This is a genomic window from Pseudoalteromonas sp. 2CM39R (assembly GCF_023161845.1).
This window is the reverse complement of record NZ_JALNTM010000020.1, coordinates 17792-37692: the sequence shown is the minus strand read 5'-3', so window position 1 is coordinate 37692 and position 19901 is coordinate 17792. Positions and strand designations below refer to the sequence as shown.

Annotated in this window: 15 protein-coding genes; 12 read left to right on the top strand and 3 right to left on the bottom strand. The window is 42.1% G+C overall.

All coding sequences use genetic code 11. The features are described 5' to 3' along the window. Positions 1-27 precede the first annotated feature (27 nt). From MTF66_RS30485 to MTF66_RS30455, 7 genes are all read left to right on the top strand, one after another. Complete coding sequence (locus MTF66_RS30485) at positions 28-1305, top strand: EAL and HDOD domain-containing protein (protein WP_248529507.1); 1278 nt, start codon at positions 28-30, stop codon at positions 1303-1305. Between the two features lie 54 nt (positions 1306-1359). Beyond that, the gene (locus MTF66_RS30480; protein ID WP_175079148.1) at positions 1360-1974 is read left to right on the top strand and encodes a paraquat-inducible protein A; all 615 of its coding nucleotides are present in this window, start codon (positions 1360-1362) and stop codon (positions 1972-1974) included. Positions 1975-2017: 43 nt separating this feature from the next. Continuing rightward, the gene (locus MTF66_RS30475) at positions 2018-2371 is read left to right on the top strand and encodes a hypothetical protein (protein ID WP_054563518.1); all 354 of its coding nucleotides are present in this window, start codon (positions 2018-2020) and stop codon (positions 2369-2371) included. A 104-nt stretch (positions 2372-2475) separates the two neighbouring features. Further along, the gene (locus tag MTF66_RS30470) at positions 2476-3798 is read left to right on the top strand and encodes a TolC family protein (protein ID WP_248529506.1); all 1323 of its coding nucleotides are present in this window, start codon (positions 2476-2478) and stop codon (positions 3796-3798) included. Continuing rightward, positions 3791-5248, top strand: coding sequence for an efflux RND transporter periplasmic adaptor subunit (locus MTF66_RS30465; RefSeq protein ID WP_248529505.1), 1458 nt, complete (start codon positions 3791-3793; stop codon positions 5246-5248). The genes MTF66_RS30470 and MTF66_RS30465 overlap by 8 nt, the downstream gene beginning before the upstream one ends. Beyond that, the gene (locus tag MTF66_RS30460) at positions 5245-8349 is read left to right on the top strand and encodes an efflux RND transporter permease subunit (RefSeq protein WP_248529504.1); all 3105 of its coding nucleotides are present in this window, start codon (positions 5245-5247) and stop codon (positions 8347-8349) included. The genes MTF66_RS30465 and MTF66_RS30460 overlap by 4 nt, the downstream gene beginning before the upstream one ends. A gap of 143 nt (positions 8350-8492) precedes the next feature. Beyond that, a complete protein-coding gene (locus MTF66_RS30455) occupies positions 8493-8948 on the top strand; it encodes a hypothetical protein (RefSeq protein ID WP_054563522.1) in 456 nt (151 codons plus the stop codon). 21 nt (positions 8949-8969) lie between these two features. Here the strand turns inward: MTF66_RS30455 and ppx are convergent, their stop codons facing one another. The 3 genes from ppx to MTF66_RS30440 form a co-directional block, all read right to left on the bottom strand. Further along, the gene (gene ppx, locus MTF66_RS30450; protein ID WP_248529503.1) at positions 8970-10457 is read right to left on the bottom strand and encodes an exopolyphosphatase; all 1488 of its coding nucleotides are present in this window, start codon (positions 10455-10457) and stop codon (positions 8970-8972) included. Continuing rightward, entirely contained in the window at positions 10450-12531 is a 2082-nt protein-coding gene (gene ppk1, locus MTF66_RS30445) for a polyphosphate kinase 1 (protein ID WP_248529502.1), read from the bottom strand. Before ppk1 ends, ppx begins: the two co-directional genes overlap by 8 nt. Before the next feature lie 160 nt (positions 12532-12691). Next, entirely contained in the window at positions 12692-13198 is a 507-nt protein-coding gene (locus MTF66_RS30440; protein WP_054563525.1) for a glycine cleavage system protein R, read from the bottom strand. Positions 13199-13546: 348 nt separating this feature from the next. Between MTF66_RS30440 and MTF66_RS30435 the strand changes: the two genes are divergently transcribed. The 5 genes from MTF66_RS30435 to MTF66_RS30415 all read left to right on the top strand — a co-directional run bounded on the left by MTF66_RS30435 (position 13547) and on the right by MTF66_RS30415 (position 19877). Continuing rightward, positions 13547-15781: an ABC transporter permease subunit gene (locus MTF66_RS30435; RefSeq protein ID WP_248529501.1), complete on the top strand. Its 2235-nt coding sequence runs from the start codon at positions 13547-13549 to the stop codon at positions 15779-15781. A gap of 15 nt (positions 15782-15796) precedes the next feature. Further along, complete coding sequence (gene pstA, locus MTF66_RS30430; protein ID WP_130167225.1) at positions 15797-17446, top strand: phosphate ABC transporter permease PstA; 1650 nt, start codon at positions 15797-15799, stop codon at positions 17444-17446. 26 nt (positions 17447-17472) lie between these two features. Beyond that, entirely contained in the window at positions 17473-18300 is an 828-nt protein-coding gene (gene pstB / locus MTF66_RS30425) for a phosphate ABC transporter ATP-binding protein PstB (protein ID WP_062566615.1), read from the top strand. Between the two features lie 47 nt (positions 18301-18347). After that, positions 18348-19049 (top strand): phosphate signaling complex protein PhoU, encoded by a 702-nt coding sequence (gene phoU, locus MTF66_RS30420; RefSeq protein ID WP_054563528.1) that lies wholly within the window; start codon positions 18348-18350, stop codon positions 19047-19049. Positions 19050-19199: 150 nt separating this feature from the next. Further along, complete coding sequence (locus MTF66_RS30415) at positions 19200-19877, top strand: TIGR00153 family protein (RefSeq protein WP_248529500.1); 678 nt, start codon at positions 19200-19202, stop codon at positions 19875-19877. Positions 19878-19901: the final 24 nt, after the last annotated feature.

Genomic DNA, 19901 nt, shown 5'->3' with positions numbered 1-19901 from the left:
GTTAGCCACATCTAAGTGAGAAGTAGAATGTCAGAATTAAGTATGGAAGGTAACAAAAGTCAGAGCATGACTCAGTATATAGCCCGGCAGCCGATATTTAATGCTGACAGAAGTTTGTATGCTTACGAATTATTGTATAGAGAATCGAGCGATAATGTCTTTCCAGTAGGCACGAGTGATGGCCAAGCGACAGGTCGACTGTTTTTTAATGCGTTAATGTTGATGGGACTCGAGAAGCTAACGGGTTTTCAACCTGCGTTTATCAACCTATCGACTGACGCTATTTTGGATGACTTCCCTAAGTTGCTGCAACCACGCAGTGCAGTTATCGAAATAGTAGAGCGGGCTACTAGCATTCCAAAAGTAGTAAACCGCGTTAAGCAATTAAAACAAGAAGGCTATTTGTTCGCGCTTGATGATTACGATGGCACTGAGAAATGGCAAGATATTTTGCCTTTGATGGATTTTATTAAGCTTGAAGTTACGCAGCCGATTATCAAAACCAACATGATGATCAAAAAGCTCAAACGCAGCTTCCCAGAAACCACTATCATAGTGGAGCGCATTGAAACGTATGAAGACTTTAAGCAACTAAAAGCGGCTGGTTGCGACCTGTTTCAAGGCTACTTTTTTGCCAAGCCAGAGCTTTTAAGTTTTGGTAATGTTGAACCATCAAAAGTTGCCGTGCTTGAATTACTTAACTGTACTGCGCAAACAGATTTAAATTTTGATGCAATTCAACAACGTGTTGCTAAAGATATAGGCCTTACAGCACGCATTTTAAAATTAGTTAATGCGCGAATCAGCAATAGTCAGCAAACAATTCGTTCGATTTCACAAGCGGTTATTTACCTTGGTGAAGACGCGATTAGACAATTTGTACGGGTATTAGCGCTGAGCGAGTTAGGCAACGATAAACCGCAAGAGCTAACTAAACTGGGCTTAACAAGAGCTAAATTTATTGCGCTGATGCTTGAACCCGGTGGTAAACACCTAGCTGAGCAGGGTTATTTAGTCGGTTTACTATCCGTACTTGATGCTATTTTAGATATGGAGCTTGATATCATTGCCAAAGAGTTTTCACTGGGTAGTGAGCTTTCGAGCGCACTGTTAAACTTCAATGGCATGCAAGGTGCGAGCTTACAACTTGTAAAGGCGATGGAAGAAGAGCAATGGCAAACTGCTCATGAACTGCTAATGATGATCCGCCCTGCGTCAAAGATGGATGTGGTTTTTCAAGCTATGTACGATGCCCGTGCTTATGCCGATGAAGTGTTCGCAAGCTTATCATCGGTTACAGACTAAAAGCGCAGAGTTCGTTATGATGCGGGCTCTGAGTATTAAAAAGGTTTGTAACTAATGCGTGTTGTTTTTCCTGTACTGGCTATTTTAATTGCCTTGGCGTTACTAATTCCTGGTGTAACCCAGCCTGTGCTCACCCTAGAAGGAAAAATTGATAAATCTAAGCTTGCCAAAACAGGTATTGAAATGATTGCCGATGAAGGCGATCGCAATACCCGTAGCGTGTTAATGATGGCTTCAAGCATGCTGGGGCTTGATAAGCTTGAAGGTGAAATTGATGCCTACAAAAAAACACGCAGCATTTGGGGTACTGTGAATGAGCTTGCCAATAACAAAAACTATCTTGTTGCCGCGCTTGTTGCAGTGTTCTCGATTGTTATTCCCACTTTAAAACTCCTGATGCAATTGCTTTATTGTTTTTTACCTGCGAATAGATTTAAGCATTTGCTCGGTCAACTCATACAGGGCCTAAGTAAATGGAGCATGGTTGATGTGTTTGTGATTGCATTGATCGTGGCCTATTTAGCAGGTAATGCCGATGGGCAAATGGGCGAGCTAATAAAAATGCATGCCGAACTAGGCGATGGTTTTTGGTATTTTACTGGTTATTGCCTGTTTGCTATTGCTGCCAGCAGTAGCATAAAAATAGATAAACCCTTGTCGAGCGCGTAAATTTCGGGCTACAATTTGGGCAATTAATTTTTAAGGTATGATGATGACGCGACTTTCAAGCTACTTATTGATAGCTATGATGCTGCTCACTTTTGTGGGTCAGTCAGTTGCGTCTGTTGCTATGGTGTGTGATATGCCACATGCCAGTATGCAGATGGATCATCATGCTAATATGAGTGCTGACAGCGACATGAGTGATATGGATTGTTGCCATGAAGACGTAATGGATAACAGCGATTGTGCGTGTCCGTTCAATGCCTGTACAGCTCATTCACTCTTGCCGTTAAATGATTTAGTTGTTAAATCAATTAAGCAATCAGAAAAAGTCACCGTGTTAGGCGCAAGCCAGCTTAGTTTCCACGCAAGTTCTTTATATCGCCCACCTATTACTGCTTAAGCAGGATAGGTCTGTCTAAAATTCAGTAAAACGCTGAAATACTCCTTATTCTGCACCCAAAATCTATTGTTTTTTAACCATTTTTAAGATTTTTGGAGCATGTGATGATTCACAGCAAATTGATTAAGGCGCTTTCTCTAGGCGCAGTATTGATAACCTCAAGTTTAGTGAAAGCAGAGCCGTTGGCGCTCAATCAGGTGATTGATTATGCATTGACTCACGAGCCTTGGTTACAGGCAAATAAATACCAGCAACAGGCGATAGAAGCGCAAAGCATTGCGGCCGGTACCTTGCCAGATCCAGTATTAACCGTTGGACTCATGAACTTACCAACCGATGGCTTTGCCTTTGACCAAGAGGGTATGACGCAATTCAAAGTAGGCTTGTCACAACAATTTAGCCGAGGTGATAGTCTTGCCTTACAGCAACAAGCTTTAAAACAATCGGCTGAGCAATATCCTTGGCTTAGAGCTGACCGCCAAGCACAGGTTAAAGCCATTGTTAGCGAAGCATGGCTAAATGCCTATCGTGCACAAAAAAGTATTCAACTGATCAACCAAGATAAAGCCTTATTTAATCAACTTATTGATATTACAGAAGCAAGCTATGCCAATACACTTGGAGCGACTCGCCAGCAGGATATTATTCGCGCTCAGCTAGAGCTGACTCGTCTTGAAGATAAGCTGGTGATGTTAGAGCAACAGTTTGATAGTGCCAAAAAACGATTAGCACAATGGTTACCTATTGAAATGCTAAATGGTGCCGTGAGCGATGAAAATACCAAGGTGGCTGCACTAATGTCTTATCAAGAGCTTGCACCATCGGGTGTCACAGAAGTGCTGATGAGTCACCCGGCAATTATTGCTATTGATCATGCAATGCGTGCTAAAAACACCCAAGTGCAAGTGGCGAAAGAAGCGTATAAGCCGCAATTTGGTATGAACCTAGGCTATGGCTATCGTGATGATACCCCTATGGGAGACTCTCGCGCTGATTTACTCTCTATTGGGGTGAGTGTTGATTTACCGCTGTTTACTGATAACCGTCAAGACCAGCAAGTCAATGCGGCAATAGCTAATGCCGAGGCGGTAAAAACCAACAAACTTATTACCCTACAAAAACTGCAAGGTCAGTATTTTAAAGAGCTTAGCCAGTTGAGCCGACTTGCTCAGCGCAAAGCGCTGTATCAACAGCAGCTTTTACCGCAAATGGCAGAGCAAGCTGAAGCAACATTAAATGCTTACACCAATGATGATGGTGACTTTTCAGAAGTGATGCGTGCTCGTATCAGCGAACTTAACGCAAAAATTGATGCGTTAAACATCGAAATAGATAAACAAATAACCCTCGCTCGCCTTAACTATTACGCAGCAGCAAAAGATAACCAAATAAATGCAGCACAAAGCCAAGGAGCTACCAATGAATAACACAGTGAAATTAGTTATCGCTTTGGCGGTAGGTGCGGCATTGGCAACGGCTGTAAATAAACTAGCTGAGTCAGAACATGCACAAATGCCAAGCGCTGAGAAAAAGCCGCTATATTGGGTGGCGCCTATGGACAGTAATTACCGCCGTGATGAACCGGGTTTATCACCAATGGGTATGGAATTAGTCCCCGTTTATGAGGAGCAAAGTAGCGCTGAAGACAGCCCAGGTACTGTGAGAATCTCACCAGCAGTCGTTAATAACTTAGGGGTAAGAACGGCGCCTGTACGTTTTAAATCATTACAAACTACCGTTGATACGGTTGGCTATGTGCAATACGACCAAGACCAACTCGTGCATATTCACCCTCGTGTCGAAGGTTGGATAGAAACCTTATATGTAAAAGCTGCTGGTGACCAAGTTAAGCAAGGCGAGCCACTTTATACCTTGTATTCTCCACAGCTAGTGAATGCACAAGAAGAGCTACTGCTTGCCCTCAAACGTAACAATGCAGTGCTTATACGTGCGGCCAAAGCACGCTTAGCCTCACTGAATGTTTCTGACGATTTTATTGCCCGATTAGAGCAAAGCCAAAAGGTCAGACAAAACATTACCTTTTATGCCAAGCAAAGTGGCGTATTGGATGAGCTAAATATCCGCGAAGGCTTCTTTGTGAAACCGGGCACAACCATGATGAGTATTGCCCACCTAGAAGAAGTGTGGGTTGAAGCTGAAGTTTTTGAGCGCCAAGCAGGGCTTATCCATAAAGGCTTGCCAGTTACTATGAACCTAGACTATTTACCGGGCAAACGCTGGCAAGGCAAGGTCGATTATATCTACCCAACCCTTGATGAGAAAAACCGTACCCTTCGCGTACGTTTACGCTTTGCCAACCAAGATGGCTTACTCAAACCGAATATGTTTGCTGAAGTCAGCATTACTACTAAGCCAACTGAGCCGCAATTAGTGATAGCAAAAGAAGCGGTGATCCGCACCGGTAGCCAAGACCGTGTCGTGATTGATTTAGGTGAAGGGCGCTTTAAATCAGTGGCCGTAACGCTAGGTCGTAGTGATAATCATGATGTCGAAATATTATCAGGCTTATTGAAAGACGATAACGTAGTGGTTTCAGCGCAGTTCTTAATAGATTCCGAATCAAGTAAGAGTTCTGACTTTATGCGTATGCAAGAGCCTGATAGTGACAGCGCAATGGTAAATGGCGTGATCAACAGTATTGACCGCGAAGCTCGCACTGCTGTGATCAGTCGTGAGGCTATCCCTAAGTGGGGACGCGAGGCTGCAACTATGGAGTTTAATTTTTCGCCGCGCATTGATATGTCTAGTTTGCAAAGCGATGATGAAGTGCATTTTACCTTTAAGTTGGTAGACGGTGAGTTTGTGATTTTTGACATCATGACCATGAGCCACCCTATGCAAGGAGAAATGCAATGATAGCTGCCGTGATCCGTTGGTCAGTCGGTAATCGCTTCTTTGTATTACTGCTGTCTTTAATGTTGGCGGGCTTTGGGATTTTTTCTTTAAAGAATACCCCAGTTGATGCCTTGCCTGACTTATCTGATGTACAGGTTATTGTAAAAACGTCTTACCCAGGACAAGCGCCTCAAGTGGTGCAAGACCAAGTAACGTTTCCTATCACTACAGCGATGTTGTCGGTGCCGGGAGCTGAAACCGTAAGGGGCTTTTCGTTTTTTGGTGACTCTTATGTATACGTTATTTTTAACGAAGACACCGACCTTTATTGGGCCCGTAGTCGGGTGCAAGAGTATTTGAGTCAAGTAAGTGCTCGCTTACCAGATTCAGCAAGGCCTGAACTTGGCCCTGATGCAACAGGTGTGGGTTGGATTTACTTGTATGCGCTGGTGGATAAAACCGGTATGCACGATATTAGCCAGCTACGCAGCCTGCAAGATTGGTTTTTAAAGTTTGAGCTGCAAACTGTGCCGGGCGTATCAGAAGTAGCGTCTGTTGGCGGTATGGTTAAGCAGTATCAGGTTAATGTCGACCCTGATAAATTACGTGCTTATGGTATTCCGCTCAGTTTAATTCAAACAGCAATTAAGCAAGGTAACCAAGAGCGTGGTGCTTCTGTGGTCGAAATGGCTGAAGCCGAATACATGGTATCAAGCACAGGTTATATTAAAAGTGTCGCAGATTTAGAAGCCATTCCGCTGGGTACTAATGCCAATGGCACGCCACTACAATTACGTGATGTGGCTGATATAAAACTTGGACCGCAAATGCGCCGTGGTATTGCCGAACTAAACGGCGAGGGTGAAGTAACTGGTGGTGTAGTTGTGATGCGCTTTGGAGAAAACGCCGAAGCAACCATCAAACTAGTAAAAGAAAAACTAGAGTCGCTCAAAAAAGGCCTGCCTGAGGGGGTTGAAATCATCCCTGTGTACGACCGTTCTAACCTTATTACCCAAGCGCTTGATAACTTAAGCTCAAAGTTAATTGAAGAATTAATCGTCGTGGCCTTAGTGTGTGTGGTGTTTTTATTCCATATACGCTCATCGGTCGTAGCCATTATCACGCTGCCAATGGGCATTTTAACGGCTTTTGTGGTGATGTATTGGCAAGGTATAAACGCCAATATCATGTCGCTTGGCGGGATAGCGATTGCCATTGGTGCAATGACCGATGGTGCTATCGTGATGATCGAAAATATGCATAAGCATATGGAAAAAACTCCACTTACCGATGAGAACCGCTGGCAAGTAGTGATGGACTCAGCCGCAGAAGTCGGGCCCGCGTTATTCTTTAGTTTATTGATCATCACTGTCAGCTTTATGCCGGTGTTTATTCTTGAAGCACAAGAAGGGCGTATGTTCTCGCCACTGGCTTATACAAAAACCTATGCGATGGCAGCTTCGGCTGGTTTAGCGATTACACTGGTGCCGGTATTAATGGGCTACTTTATTCGCGGTAAGGTTATTTCGGAGCAGAAAAACCCTGTAAACCGCTTATTGGTGGCAGCCTATAAACCCTTGTTAAATGCAGTATTAAAAGCGCCGAAAACAACACTGGTACTGGCATTAGTGTTGGCTGCTATTGGCTTTTACCCGGTTAATAAAATTGGTAGTGAGTTTATTCCTCCCCTTGATGAGGGCGACTTAATGTATATGCCAACGACTTACCCTGGTATTTCAATTGGTAAGGCCCGTGAAATCTTACAGCAGACCGATAAGCTAATTGCCAGTGTTCCAGAAGTTGAGTCGGTATTTGGTAAGGTAGGTCGTGCAGACACTGCCACAGATCCTGCGCCGCTCACCATGATCGAAACCTTTATTCAGTTAAAGCCAAAATCACAGTGGCGAGAGGGTATGACAACAGAAAAACTGAAAAAAGAGCTCGATAATCTGGTTAAGTTCCCAGGGCTTACCAATGCGTGGGTTATGCCAATCAAAACGCGAATCGACATGCTTGCTACTGGTATTAAAACACCTGTAGGGATCAAAGTCGCAGGGCCAAAGCTGAGTGAAATTCAAAAAATCGGTGAGCAAATTGAAGTCATCTTAAAAGATTTACCGGGTACAGCTTCGGTTTACTCAGAGCGCGTTGCTGGTGGTCGCTACATCAAAGTCGATATTAACCGTGAGAAGGCTGCGCGTTACGGTTTAAACATTGCTGATGTACAACAGGTTGTTGCTACTGCTATCGGTGGTATGAATGTGACCGAAACTGTTGAAGGGCAAGAGCGTTACCCGGTTAACTTGCGTTACCCACAAGATTATCGCGACTCGCCAGAAGAGCTTAAGTTGTTACCGATAGTGACACCAAACGGACAGCGTATCGCATTGGCCGATGTAGCTCATGTCTTTATCGAAGATGGTCCGCCGGGTATTAAAAGTGAAAATGCCCGCATTAATGGCTGGAGCTTAATCGACATTGAAGGCAGTGATATCGGCAGTTATGTTGAGCGTGCGCAACAAGCGCTGCATGAGCAACTTGAGCTACCTGCTGGTTACTCAATTACGTGGGCGGGGCAATATGAATATATGGAGCGCGCAAAAGCTAAACTCAGTTACGTATTGCCATTAACCTTGGCAATTATTGTGGTGCTGTTATACCTTAATTTTAGAAGCTTTATTGAGGTGGCAATGATCATGCTGACCTTACCGCTTGCGATGATAGGCGGTATTTGGCTGATGTACCTTGAAGGCTTTAACTTCTCGGTTGCTGTTGGGGTTGGTTTTATTGCCCTGGCTGGGGTTGCTGTGGAAATTGGCGTGATCATGCTGGTTTATCTCAACCAAGCTTATCAAGATGCTAAAGCGCAATCAGCACAGTTCACGGTTACAGAACTGCGCCAAGCAATCATCAATGGTGCAGGCCTTCGGGTTAGACCCGTGATGATGACAGTTGCCACTATTATCATTGGTCTACTGCCAGTACTTTATGGCACTGGAACGGGCAGTGAGGTGATGAGCCGAATAGCTGCGCCTATGGTCGGCGGGATGCTCAGTGCCATAGTTTTAACGCTACTTGTGTTACCTGCGCTTTATTTTATATGGCGTAAACGTTACCTATAAATTTTACAGTCAGTGTGTAACTTGTACGCTTTTACTTGCTGCAAGTTACACGCTTTACTTTTAAGTTATTGAAAATTATTGATTTTATTACTGGTGTGATTTATGCAAACTCATTATTAAATTGATTTTGATAAGGAATGCACATGCAAGTTAAAACAATACAACAAGTTTATGATTGGACCGTGTTATTTCATACTCAAATGGCAGCCAATTTCCACAGTGTTAAAGACTTACTGGACGAGCATAATCAAATGCTGGTGGATTATTACCTGCAATATGAGAAGAAACTAGCAGAAGATCTCGTTGGCTTTAAAGCCATTACTGAAATAAACACGCTAGATACCTATTGCTATGAGTACTTTGCTGAAAACCCAGAGCTAATTACTTTTAACGATATCAGTACAGATCAGCAAATAGATGAAAAGGCGATTCAGGTTTACTTAACCACGCAACACCAAAAAGTAATCGACTTATACGAGTACTTGGTATCGCGAGCTGATACAGAGCAAAGCAAAGAAAAGCTCGAACGTTTACTTGAGCTTGAACATCAAGGCCTTAAGCAAATGATGCAAAGCTCAAACCGTCATATGGATATGTAATCGATTAATCTATTAATTAGCTTAATGAAAATCGAGTAAGAAGCCGACTTTTTTAAGGTATTTTTGCTCTTGCTGTAAGTCAGCTAAAAGCAAGGTATGTTCTTTAAGCCACTTATTGTGAAACTTTAAGAACATACTATTTTGCTTGGCTGTTACCTCAAGCCTAAAGCCTTGATCGGTAATACGCTTTTGGTTCAGAAGTACCGCTAAGCGTAAAATCACAATAAGCTGCAATATTTCATAATGCTGCATGGTATGCAGTGCAGGAAACTCTTCTAAACGAATTTTTTTACGATAAAAACGGATCATGCAACTGAGCAAGGTTTGTTGTTGCTGCGTAAAGCCAGGCAACTGACTATTCGCAACGATATACGCGCTGTGCTTATGTATCCCTGATGAGTTAACCCCTAAGCCAATTTCATGCAGCTGCGCGGCCCAATCCAGCAAGTTGATATAGTCAGGATCGGTAAGTTGCCATGCCTCTTTTACTTGTTCAAACAGCCACTTTGCAGTTGTCGAGACGCGGTTAGCATGCTCTTTATCTATGGCGTTACGCTCAGATAGGTTCGCTATAGTATTAGTGCGAATATCTTTGTGGGCGAGCTTTTGCTGCATTTCATGTAGCAGGCCTTCACGAAGTGAAAAGTCGCTGTATTGCAAGGCTTCGATTTTAAACAGCCTAAATATCGCAATTAAAATAGCTAAACCACCACAAATACTCACTTGCCGCTCAGGTGTAAGACCTTCAATTTGTAGCGCTTTTATTTGTTTAGCTGCAATAAACTGAGTTTTTAGTTCTAATAATCGCTCTAATGTAATCAGCTCTTGATCTGCATCGTTAGCATTGATCATGGCAAGGATAGATTTAATAGTGCCTGATGTTCCCACCACAGATTGCCAGCCAGCCGATAAGTAATTGGCAAAAATCACTTCGAGTTCTTGCTCTGCACGAACTTCAGCTTTGGCAAAGCGCTTAGCAGTGATTTGTCCATCTGCAAAAAACTGCTTGGTGTAACTAACACAGCCCATATTGCGGCTAGTAAGTAATTTATGTTTAAAGTGTTTGCCAATGATGAGTTCAGTACTGCCGCCGCCGATATCAATGACTAAGCGGTTTTCATCGTGATGAATGTAATGGGCAACACCTTGATATATTAAACGCGCTTCCTCCTGCCCCGATATTACTTCAATTGGGTAAGGAAACACTTTACTTGCTTGGGTTAAGAACGAATGAATATTTTTCGCGCGGCGTAATGTGTAAGTTGCCGCCACTTTGACGTTCTTTAAAGGGAAGTCCTGCAAGGTAGTAGCAAACTGCTTAAGAATCGCCAGCGCGCGTTCGATTGCTTCTTGGCTTAAATGATTTTTATCATCTAAACCGTCAGCTAAGTAAACGCGCTGTTTCTCTTTATGTAAGATTTGCAAAGAGCCATCGACCTCTCTTGCCACCACTAAATGAAAACTGTTTGAGCCTAAATCAACGGCAGCAATTGAGGGATAATCATTCATTATTATAGTTACTTTCCCATTTCTTAAGGTGGTCATAAATGGCAATTTGCGAGCGAATTTTCTTACGATTGCCGCGGCGCACATAGCTGTTTTTTTGTTCGCTATCGATTATGCGTGCTTTTGTTCTATCTTTAAACTGTAGCTCAAGAATATCAATAATAAGCTGTTTTAATTTTTCATCATAAATCGGTGCGGCTACTTCAACACGGTGATCAAGATTTCGGGTCATCCAGTCTGCCGATGAAATATACACTTTTTCGTCGCCATTATTATGAAACACCATCACCCGAGGGTGCTCTAAAAAGCGGTCAACGATACTAATAATACGAATATTTTCGTTAACGGCAGAGGGCACTAACGAACACATGCCACGCACAATAATGCGAATCTTCACACCGCGTCTAGCGGCAAAGTAGAGGTGATCAACCAGCTCTTTATCAACAAGGTTGTTTATTTTTAGCGTAATTCGGCCAGCCTTACCATGTTCTACATTAGTTATTTCAGCATCAATTAGCGACATAATAGTTTGTCGTGCGTTGACTGGCGAAATCATCAAGTGATCAAATTGAAATGGTTTATAGCTGCTTTCGATAAACTTAAACACGCTATCGCACTCTTCACTAATGCCTTCAAACTTGGTGAATAAGCTAAAGTCAGTGTAGATTTTGGCGGTTTTTTCGTGGAAGTTACCCGTGCCGATATGGGCATATTTCACTATGTTGTTCTTTTCTTTACGGTGAATAACGCATAACTTACTGTGTACTTTCAGCGCAGGAATACCAAAGATCACTTTAACACCGGCATTGCTTAGGATTTTTGCCCATTCAATATTGTTTTGTTCATCAAAGCGCGCTTTCAGCTCAACCATAACGGTTACGTGTTTGCCATTTTTTGCTGCATTAATAAGCGTAGAAACTAGGCGAGACTGACTAGCAACACGGTAAATATTGACCTTAATTTGGGTTACATCTGGGTCAAATGCTGCTTGGCGTACAAATTCAAGTAAATGGTTAAAGGTGTGATAGGGGTAATACAGTAAAATATCTTGTTCTGAAATGGCATCAAACACACTTGAGTGATTGTTAAAAGCCGTGCTTTGTAATGCAGGCAGTGGTTTATTTTCTAAATACTGACGGCCAACATTTGGAAACGCAATAAAATCGCGGAAGTTACGATAACGACCACCGGGGATCAGCGCATCATGTTGGCTAATATTAAGGCGCTTTTTCATCACCTTAAGCATTTCAGCTGGCATGCTCTCGTCATAAACAAGGCGCACAGGCTCTGCATAGATACGTTGTTTTAGACCTTTTGACATCTTATCGAGCAAGCCTTCTTCAAGCTCGTCATCTAAGTTGTACTCGGCATCACGGGTGAGTTTGATGGCATAACATTGAATATCATCAAAGCTAAAAAAGCTGCTAAACACATCGCGAATAAAGTAGGCGATGATGTCATCAAGCATCACAATGGTTTTGTGGCGGCGTGTTTTCTCTGGTGGCAAAATAACAAAACGAGATACGCGGTCGGTTGGCACTTCCATCATGGCATAATGACTTTTTTGATTGGTCATCTCGACAAACAAATAGGTCATAGTGTCGTTGATTTGATCTGAATAGTCTTTCTTTTCAGAGAGTAAAATCGGCAATATGTGCTGTAGTACATTGTCGTGGAAGAATTTTTTTAGCCAACTCAAATGAAATTCAGATAGCTCCTCAGGTAACTCAACGTGAATATTGTGCTCGTTTAAGTCATTTAAAATATTTTTATGGATTTGGTTAAACTTTTTACCAAGCTGCAGCACTTTACTTTGGATCTGATGAAGCAATATTTCGTCTTCTTCAAAGTTCGCATCAGGAATTTTATTAAGTAATATTCTGCGTTTTACATCGGCAACACGGACACGGAAAAACTCATCCATGTTGTTTGAGTAAATACCTAAAAAGCGCATGCGCTCAATAATCGGGTTCGATTTATCTTTAGCTTCTTGCAGCACGCGTTCATTAAAAGACAGCCAACTTAGCTCTTTGGCAAAGTAGTTAACGGCTTGAGAAGAAGAATGTGATGCGTTCATCTGGTTTTCCAACGTTTATAGCTAGTTAGAATATAGAGGATGCAGATGACGTTTATATGACGTATTTATCACTTTTATGACATACATGTCAGTTTTGTGACATGTATGTCGTTAATTTTAAAGCTTAGTTTAAGTTTAAATATCCCTATAAACTTGCCTGTTATGCGTCCTCAATATCAACAATTAAGTCTGTGGTGATAGACTCGAGTGCAGTGATTACTTCGTCCTTGTTCATGCCTATTGGCAAAGCAACGGTGGCAACAGCACTAAAAATTGGCACACCCCAGTTAGGTGCACTTTGTTGTTTTGAATTTAGGTGAGTGATATTCGCCCCTTTGTGACGAATAACGCTGGCAAGCTCTTGCACAATGCCAGGTCTGTCGTTGCCAGTAATGACAAAATTGATTTGTTCAGATTTTTCTTCTGAAAGTGTTTCGGCGCCGCGTTCAATTCTAATTTCTAAATACGGTAAACTATGCAATGCGTCTTGCAGCTCTTGCAGGTGCTCTTCAGGCACTGCTGCTTCAATGATCCCAGCAAAGTGACCTGCAAGGTGGCTCAAATTACTGCTTAACCAGTTACCATGATGGTTTAAAATTGTGGCTGAAAGGTCTTCAACTAGGCCGGGTTTGTCTGGCCCCAAAATAGTAATAACTAACTGCTTCATACTTATATCTCTGTAAAAAGGCCTCTGAAAAATGCAATAAAAGGAAGGAGGCGTTGGTTAAAAATGATTCTTATTGTCGAAAAAAATAAGTCATCTTGAGTATTGATGCAGTTTTATTGTTTGTCCAATTTTTTCCATATAGTAATAAAAAATTAGTTATAACAGTTTGTTAGCTTGTCAATTTGGTCGTTATAAATACGCAGAGTAATGTCGCAATTTGGTCATTTTTTAACTTTAAAATACGTCCCTGAAATACTCGCTTTATTACACTGAATTATGACGTTTGTAACATTACTGTCATCTTGGTGAAATATAATGCGCGCAACGTTAAGATTTAAGGGTGTTTTGATGACTTCCAATCCGAATAAACCTACCTTTCATACGGATAGAAGCCGTCTATTTAAAGACAGGTTTGCCAAGTGGGGTATTTCCGCAGGTGGCGTAATGGTGCTCGTAGCATTGTTACTCATATTCTTTTACCTTCTTTATGTTGTTCAACCTATTTTTGAGTCAGCAAAAGTAGATACACGTAACAGTGTAAAACTACAAAATGCGTCAGAAGTTGTAGGTCTTGGCATTGAAGAGCAAACAGAAATTGCCTTTTTACTCGGTAAAAAAGGTACTGTGGACTTTTACAATGTTGAAAAAGAGCAATTTGGTAAAAAGATCACCACTCTTAATACTGAATTACCAAGCGATGTAAGCAGCTTTGCAAGCTCTGCACCGTTTCAGGGGCAATTCGCATACGGCCTAGAAAATGGCTCTGTGGTTGTGGTTGCGCCAAAATTCTTGGTTACATTCCCGAACAACCAACGCAAGTTAACACCACGCTTAGATTACCCATTAGGTGATATGGCGCTTGAAGTTGATGAGCAAGGTGCGGCAATCACTAAATTTGCATTTAGCCACTACGAAGATAAAACAGCTGTTGTTGCTTTAACTGCTGACAAGCGCGTTTTATTTAGCAGCTTTGTGGGTGAAGAAAACATGTTCACTGGCGAAGTAGAGTGGGTTGTTGAGCGTACTGAGCTTGATATCGAAGGTCGTGTTGATGAGCTATTAATTTCACCTGATACAACACGTACATTCGTGCGTTCAGCAAATCAAATTTACGTATACGATACCCGTTATCCTTCAGAGGTTGAGCGAATCCAACTGCTTGCAGCTAACGAAGAAAACGCGAATCTAGTTTCAACTCAGCTATTAGCCGGTGCCAACTCACTGATGCTTGCTAACGATAATGGCGAAGTTTCACAGTGGTTTGAAGTAAACACTGAAAATGGCCGTGAGTTCCAAAAGATTCGTGCTTTTGAAACCAGCAAGCAATCGAAGCTAAACATTTTTACAGAGTTCTACCGTCGTACCTTCTTCACAGCGGGCGCTAACGGTGAGCTAGGTATTTATTACACAACCAGTGATGCCAAACTGTGGCAAGGTAAAGTAAGCGAAGGTCCAATTCAAAACTTTGCAATTGCGCCACGTTCAAATGCGGCACTTATTCTTGCTGATGACGCGCTAAAAGTAATAGAAATTCATAACGAGCACCCAGAAGTAACTTGGTCTGCGTTATGGCAAGAAGTATGGTACGAAGGTTACCCAGAGCCGGGTTATATCTGGCAGTCAACGTCTGCAAGTGATGACTTTGAATCTAAGTTCTCATTAGTGCCAATTTCGTTCGGTACAATTAAAGCGGCAATGTACGCAATGTTATTTGCGGTACCAATTGCGCTTTCAGCGGCAATTTACACGGCGTACTTTATGTCGAGTGAATTACGTAAAGTGGTTAAGCCGACTGTAGAAATCATGGAAGCATTACCAACGGTAATCCTAGGTTTCTTAGCGGGTCTTTGGTTAGCACCATTAATTGAAGAGCATTTACCTGCGATTATCGGATTATTGGTGTTGCTACCAATCGCTATTTTATTAACGGCTTTTGGTTGGAACAAGCTACCGGCGTCAATTCGTCACCGTATTCCTGAAGGTTCGCACTCAATTTTACTTATTCCAGTGGTTATCTTTATTGGTTGGTTATCGTTTGCGATGAGTAACTCAATTGAGCTTTGGATGTTTGACGGCAATGTGCGTCAGTACTTAACCAATGAATTGGGTATGACGTTTGACCAACGTAACTCGTTAGTTGTTGGTATTGCGATGGGCTTTGCTGTTATCCCGACTATCTTCTCAATTGCTGAAGATGCGGTATTCAGTGTTCCTAAGCACTTATCTAACGGTTCATTAGCACTAGGTGCAACACAATGGCAAACATTGGTTCGCGTAGTATTGCTAACAGCAAGCCCTGGTATCTTCTCAGCTGTGATGATGGGTCTAGGCCGTGCTGTAGGTGAAACAATGATTGTACTAATGGCAACAGGTAATACACCTATTATGGACTGGAGTATCTTCCAGGGTATGAGAACACTTGCAGCGAATATCGCGGTAGAAATGCCTGAGTCTGAGGTAGGTAGCTCGCATTATCGCATTCTATTCTTAGCAGCATTTGTATTATTCATATTCACATTCATTTTCAACACAGTGGCTGAGTTTGTTCGTCAGCAACTGCGTGATAAATACAGTTCAATGTAGGTGGAGAGACACGACATGGTAAAGCAGTGGTTTAAGTCTGGTTCTCCTTGGATTTGGATGACCGGCGGTGCGGTAAGCATCAGTTTAATCTCGGTTCTTGGCTTACTAGCCATGATTGCTTGGAAAGGTTTAAGCTTTTTCTGGCCATCAGAAGTAGTGCAATTTGAGCTGCAAGGCTCAGTTGAAAAACAAACAGTTATCGGTGAAATTTATGACCGTGAACTAGTTGCAAAATCACGTATTGAGGCGACGGGCGTTGATTTATCTCATTACGACAAAGAGCAACTAGAGCGTTTATTGATTAAAACAGGTAACCGTGAGTACGTAGCTCTAGATTTCCGTTGGGTACTAGAGACAGACATCACATCGCGTACTGCGCCAGCTGAGCTTGCTGTATTCGAACGTAGTAAAAACGGTAACTTCTACGGTTATGTAGAACAGGTTATTAAAGACGGTGAAGTTATCACAGATAACAAAATCGACGTGCTTTATGATCTTGTAGACCGTGCTGTTGACCTGAATGACCAAGCGTTAGACTTACAAAATGGTGATATTGGTCATATTAACTATGAACTTGAGCGTTTACGCTTAAGAGAAAAAGCATACCAGCTTGATAACGAACTAACCGATGAGCGTGTTGCTGAGCTTGCACAAGCGCGTGCTGAGCTACGTGCTGAGTACACAGTGTTAGAAAAGCAGTTATTCGCACTTCGTAAACAAGCTAAGCGTGACCAAGTAACTGTAAGAGACATGCGTGGTGAAGTGGTTACTTTACCTCTGTATCAAGTTCTTGATGTGTGGTTCCCTAATGACATGGGCTTCTTTGCTAAGCTTGGTCATTACTTTGTACAACTTGGTAAGTTTGTAGCTGATGACCCACGTGAAGCTAACACTGAAGGCGGTGTATTCCCGGCAATTTTCGGTACCGTGTTCATGGTATTACTAATGGCAGTGATTGTGACGCCGTTTGGTGTTGTTGCAGCGATTTACTTACATGAATACGCAGCAAAAAATGCCGTGACTAAGATGATCCGTATCGCGGTAATCAACCTTGCGGGTGTACCTTCGATTGTATACGGTGTATTTGGTCTAGGTTTCTTTGTATACATGCTAGGTGGCAGTATTGACCAATTGTTCTACCCAGAGTCGTCGCCAAGCCCAGTATTTGGTACGCCAGGTGTGATTTGGTCTGCTTTAACACTAGCAATTTTAACGCTTCCTGTTGTTATTGTTTCGACTGAAGAAGGTTTATCACGTATTCCTAGTACTGTTCGTCATGGTTCATTAGCACTTGGCGCAACAAAAGCAGAAACGCTATGGCGCATCATCATTCCGATGGCAAGCCCAGCGATTATGACAGGTTTAATCTTAGCGGTTGCACGCGCAGCCGGTGAAGTAGCACCACTAATGCTTGTTGGTGTTGTTAAGATGGCGCCAACACTGCCACTTGACGGTAACTTCCCATACATACATTTAGATAGAAAATTTATGCACTTAGGTTTCCACATTTACGATGTTGGTTTCCAAAGCCCTAACGTAGAAGCGGCACGTCCGCTGGTATATGCCACGGCATTCTTACTGGTATCAGTAATTATCGCCCTGAATATCACCGCGATTGGTATTCGTAACCACTTACGCGAAAAGTTTAGAGCTCTTGAGCATTAATACAGAATTTTTATAGGTAGACAGAGATGATTACAGTTGCACCACAAGTAAACCAAGCGAAAAGCGCGGCAAAGCTAGATTTAGATAACCTAACTGCAGAACAAACAGCGTTAGAGATTAAAGACTTAGATCTATACTACGGTGATAAACAAGCGCTTAGCGGCGTAAATATGAACATCCCGAAAGGCCAGGTAACAGCATTTATCGGTCCATCGGGTTGTGGTAAATCAACACTTTTACGTTGTATCAACCGTATGAACGACCTTGTTGATAGCTGTCGTATCGATGGTGAGATCTTACTTCATGGTCACAATATCTATGATAAGAATGTAGATGTTGCTGCACTACGAAGAAATGTAGGGATGGTATTCCAACGTCCTAATCCATTTCCAAAATCAATCTACGAAAATGTCGTTTATGGCCTACGCTTACAAGGTATTAAAGAAAAGCGTAAACTAGACGAAGTGGTTGAACAATCTTTACGTGGCGCGGCGTTATGGGATGAAGTTAAAGACCGTTTACACGATAGTGCATTTGGCCTATCGGGTGGTCAGCAACAGCGTCTTGTTATTGCTCGCTCAATTGCTATCGAGCCTGAAGTACTACTTCTGGATGAGCCTACATCGGCACTAGATCCAATTTCTACTTTAGTTATCGAAGAGCTAATTAACGACTTAAAGAATAAGTTTACCGTGGTAATCGTTACTCACAACATGCAACAGGCTGCTCGTGTATCAGACCAAACTGCGTTTATGTACATGGGTGAGTTGATTGAGTATTCAGATACCAATACGTTATTTACAACACCAAGCAAGAAGAAAACAGAAGACTACATTACAGGCCGTTACGGTTAGTCAATAAAGTCACTTGGTACCGTAAACGAAATTTATAGAGGTAGACAATGGAACATAATATCAATAAACACATTTCGGGCCGCTTTAATGAAGAGCTTGAAAATGTGCGTAACCATGTATTAAACATGGGTGGTTTAGTTGAGCAACAACTAAACAGTGCACTGGATGCTGTTAGTAATGGTGATGCCGATCTTGCACAAAAAGTTCGTGAAAACGACTATAAAGTAAATGCAATGGAAGTGAACATCGACGAAGAATGTACACGCATTATCGCTCGTCGTCAGCCGGCAGCGAGTGACTTACGTCTTGTAATTGCTATTGCAAAAACAATTGCCGATTTAGAGCGTATTGGTGATGAAGCTGAGCGTATTGCTAAAGTTGCGCTGGACTCATTCACAAAAGATCAGCAAGACCTACTGGTGAACATTGAAAACATGGGTCGCCAAGTATCAAAAATGCTTCATGATGTACTTGATGCATTTGCACGTATGGATGTGCAATGTGCGTTTGAAGTACATAAAGAAGACGCCAAAGTTGACCGTGAATACGAAGCAATTACCCGTCAAATTATGACATATATGATGGAAGATCCACGCTCAATCCCAAAAATTATGGATTTAGTGTGGTCAGTTCGTTCATTAGAGCGTATTGGCGACCGTTGCCAGAATATTGCTGAATACATCATCTATTTTGTTAACGGCAAAGATATTCGTCATACATCTCAAGAAGATATCGAAAAGTCGCTGTAAATTTAACTGCAACTTTTCATTATTAAACCGAGCGGCCTTTGGCCGCTTTGTCTATTTTTGGTGATGTAAGGCAGAAAAAGCGTTCACAATCGAACACAATGCTGTAAAATTCGCAGCTGCCAAAGCATACTAATTTATAAAGGGTCAGTTATGCCTACAAATGCATTTTTAGGGGTTTTTGCTAAATCACCTATTAAGCCTATGGAAGATCACATTAAGAAAGTACATCAAGCAAGTAAAGCATTGATCCCTTTCTTTAATCACGTGTTTAAAGAAGAATGGCAAGAAGCGGAAGAAATCCGTCTAAACATTCGTAATTTAGAGCGTGAAGCTGATGAAATGAAACGTAACATCCGCCTTCAACTACCTCGTGGCTTATTTATGCCAGTTGAGCGTACCGATTTGCTAGAGCTTGTTACTCAACAAGACAAAATTGCTAACAAAGCAAAAGATATCGCAGGTCGTGTAGTTGGTCGTGAGATGACTATTCCTAGTGAAATCCAAACAGATTTTCTTGCTTATTTGACTCGTTGTGTTGATGCGACTAAACAAGCATCAAAAGCAATTAATGAGCTTGATGAGCTTCTTGAAACGGGCTTCAAAGGTCGCGAAGTGACTTTAGTTGAAAAAATGCTCGTTGAATTGGACGCTATTGAACAAGACACGGATGACATGCAGATCAAAATTCGCCGTCAATTGCGCGCCATCGAAAATGAACTTAACCCTGTCGACGTGATGTTCTTATACAAGATCATTGAGTGGGTAGGCGAGCTTGCAGATATTGCTGAGCGCGTAGGTTCTCGTCTTGAGCTGATGTTAGCTCGTTAATTAAAAATCAGTTCAAACACGAAA